2 protein-coding genes are annotated in these 3,848 nt (G+C 36.6%); both read left to right on the top strand.

Features of this window, described 5'->3' with window-relative positions; genetic code table 11:
• The first annotated feature begins 92 nt into the window (after positions 1-92).
• Positions 93-1,778, top strand: coding sequence for a methyl-accepting chemotaxis protein (locus BT797_RS02915; RefSeq protein WP_244893715.1), 1,686 nt, complete (start codon positions 93-95; stop codon positions 1,776-1,778).
• Between the two features lie 355 nt (positions 1,779-2,133).
• Positions 2,134-3,600: a WD40 repeat domain-containing protein gene (locus tag BT797_RS02920; protein WP_075471027.1), complete on the top strand. Its 1,467-nt coding sequence runs from the start codon at positions 2,134-2,136 to the stop codon at positions 3,598-3,600.
• The last annotated feature ends 248 nt before the right edge of the window (positions 3,601-3,848 follow it).

The raw sequence follows: 3,848 nt of genomic DNA on the forward strand, positions 1-3,848 counted from the left end.
TCGAGTTCAATCGTAAGCTACGAAGCCAATAAAATTGAGCATTGGTTCACAGCAAAAACCAATGCACTTAATGTGCTTACCCAAAAATATAAGTGTCGAACAGCCTAGGTGATGATTACGTCACCATCGCAAGACTAGTAAAAGAAACTAATGGTTTTGGTAGTGTATTTTTTGCTTTTGATGATGGTGTGACTTATTCCACTGCTGTCGATCCAAGTTGGGTGAATGGCGTTGCTATTATAGCGCGTTATGATGCGCGTCAACGCCCTTGGTATAGCATGGGTAAAAACACGGCCACGTTCGATGTTTCCGATGTTTATAACGATGCTGGCACTGGTCTGCCAGTTATTTCAGTGGTTCGTAACCTAGGTAATGGTATTTTACTGGGTGATATTGATTTAAGCATCCTTGAAGACACCGTTAAAAATGTTAATTATCCTGGTTCTGTTACCGCCATTATGGATAGTGACGGTAATGTATTAGCATCAAATTCAACAGCATTAAGAACGGGTGTTAATTTTAATGACATCGGTATGGGTAATGTGAAAACCGGTATGTTAAGTGAGCATGCTAACACCATGGCTTATACGTTAGGTGGAGTTGATAAACTTGCCTTTACCCAAGAAATAACCCTTGTTAATGGCAAAAAATGGTACTTATTTATTGGCGTTTATAAATCAGTTGCTTATGCAGAAGTAGATGAGGCATTAGAAACGTCGATTGTGGTATCTATTATTATGATCGCAATCGGCTTATTCTTGACTGTGACGATAATGAATATCGTTTATCGTCCGATTATGTCGTTGAAAGAAGTGGTCATGGATTTATCTAAAGGTAATGGCGATTTAACTCGTTGTTTACCGATTGAAAGCAACGATGATTTAGGGGATATTTCGGCAGGTATTAATGCGTTCATTGCGAATCTGCAAACCTTGATGCTAGAGATCGATAACTCTTCACAACATATTTCTGAAAGTGTTGGTAAGTTAGAGCAACAAACGATGACCAATAATCAAGTATTAGAAGCGCATTCAATTGAAACGGACCAAATCGCTGCAGCAGTTGAAGAAATGAGTGCAACGGCAAATGATGTTGCCAGTAATGCGGAAGAAGCGTCACAATTTACCGATGCAATGAATAAGCAGGTAGGCACGTCGAAAGTGACGGTCACATCGACAACATCAACCGTATCTAAGCTGGTTGAAAATGTAGAAAGTTCATCAAAAAGTATCCAAGATATTGAGAAAGATACTCAAGCCATCACCAAAGTACTTAATGTGATTGGTGAGATTGCGGAACAAACAAATCTACTGGCGCTTAACGCGGCCATTGAAGCTGCGCGAGCGGGTGAACAAGGTCGTGGTTTTGCTGTGGTTGCTGATGAGGTTCGTGCACTAGCTGCTAGAACACAAGTGAGTGCGGCTGAAATTAAAGAGACGCTGGATGCATTAACTGCGGGTTCAAATTCTGCTATTTTAGCGATGAATATGACACAAACAACGAGCCAGCAGGCAGCTGAAAGCACTTATGCAGTTGCTACAGATTTGGATCATATCGCCAGTTCTGTTGCCCAAGTTAATGATTTGAAAACACAAATTGCAACCGCTGCGGAGGAGCAAAGCAGTGTGTCTCTTGAGGTGACGCGTAACATGACTGCAATCCGAGAAATGGCGCAAGAGTTAGCTATAAACGGTCGATCTACCGCGCAAGAATCGATTAATGTATCCGTCGATAATGAGCAACTGAAATCAGTTGTGGGTCAATTCAAATTAAGATGATTTTATTGAATTGAAAAAAACCATTACGTTGTAGTTGAATAGTAGACTTGGCCTTCTAGTGGGAGGCTTTCTTGAGGTTCTGTCGCAAAGTTGACGATGTTGATAATGCAACGTCACAATAACGGAGCATTATTAACTCTTGATAACCCCGTTAAAAATAAAATATGGATAAATAATTTGGGTTAATACAAACCAAACATTTACTGGTAAATGAGTAGAATCAACATAACTAATAATTAAGAGCTGGGTCGCCGAATTAAAATACCATGAGTTTTGTACGCAATAATACTTGCAAACCCAAGTGATAATCATTACGATTGTCATTATCTTATAATTATCACGATGAAGGTTTTAAATGTATTATAAAAAAATAGTAATATTATCGCTTTTCTCCATATTTACATTAGTTGGTTGTAATAGCAGCGATACGCCCTCACAGGAAAACAAGGGAAAACCGAATATTATTAATCCAGATGATAGCGGTACATCTGATCCAGATGATAGCGGTACATCTGATCCAGATGATAGCGGTACATCTGATCCAGATGATGAGATTACATCAATTTCTTTTGATAAAGAAATGACAAAAACGTTAATTAATGCTCCACTTTATATAGGTAATCGGAAGTTATATGCCAGTAAAAATGGTAAAATCCTGGTTGTTGCCGATAGAGGTGATAGCGTTACCGTAAATGTATTTAAGAAACAAAAAAATGGTTGGTCTTTGGTTAAACAAATTACTTCAAACGACAGAGTTTTTGCTACAAAAATTAGCATAAATAACGATGGTAGTTATTTATTTATTAGCAGTCCGTATGAAGATTCTAATTATATAGAAAATTCCGGCGCAGTTCATATATACAAAAATAACGGTAACACTTTTCATTTAGAACAAACATTAACAAATAATAGTATCAAGAGGAACGGGAACTTTGGTAGTGATATTTCTATTAGTGATGATGGGAATATATTAGCAATAAGTGCAGATCAAAATAAAAGAAGTAACGATAAACATGGTGGAGTTTTTTTATACGAAAAAAACTTAAATAGCAATACCTGGGTGTTTTCAAATGAAATTAATGGCAACAGCGAAGATGCGTATTTTGGGTCTCATATTGAACTAAATGGTGATGGTAATAAACTGTTAGTGTCAAATTTATCTACTCATTTATATCTTATTGACTCACCAACCAATAAAAGTAAACCATTACAAACAATTCAGGTTGAGTCCGTGAATGATATTGCCTTTAATCGTGATGGGACTGTATTTGCTTACTCGAATTATGAGGGTGATGATGAAAGCGTTACTATTTATACATTGGAAGATAATATATATAAAAAACATCCACTCTCCAACCCTATAAGTAATAATTTCTTTAATACTTACCCTGGCTATCAGTTCGCGCGACAGATAGAGCTGAGCGAAGATGGAACAACCTTATTGGCTTCTGCTAGTAATGATCATTACGAACCACCTACAAGTACATTAGTAAAAGACTTTAACTTAGAGAGCTTACTGACTAAAATTGAAGAGTGTCCTCCCCGTTATGGTTCTATTAGCAAAATATCAACAGGCGCAGTTATTGCGTATGAGATGGATAAAGAAGATAATAGCTGGAAAGTCAAACAATATATAAAACCTAATTTATCAGAAATTAGAAAATATAACAAAAAAGATATCTGCAATCAAAACTTTGTGGATGGGTACAAAGGAGAAAGAAAGGTTATTGAACAAATCAGCTTTACAATTTTGAATGATTCAATAATTGCTTCAACAATAAATGGTAATTTATTTGAGTATAAAAATTTGGCTTCTAAATAACTAATCCCTTTGAATAATGCTGTGTAATTGGCGTTTTCAAAATGATCTTTTAAGCAGTATTCACATTCAATGGTAAAGCCCTCCATAACGGCTTTTCAGTTATGGAGGGCTTTGTCGCAATACTCAACTGCCTACGGCGGCAACTAACATTATATAAATTTAACTATTCATAATAGGCATAAGCAGGTATCTTCCTGCTTATGCACTCAAAGACCTCTTCATTGAAGTTTGTAATGGTCAACTCAAAT

Source organism: Moritella viscosa (genome assembly GCF_900120065.1).
In the GTDB taxonomy this organism is placed as follows: domain Bacteria; phylum Pseudomonadota; class Gammaproteobacteria; order Enterobacterales; family Moritellaceae; genus Moritella; species Moritella viscosa.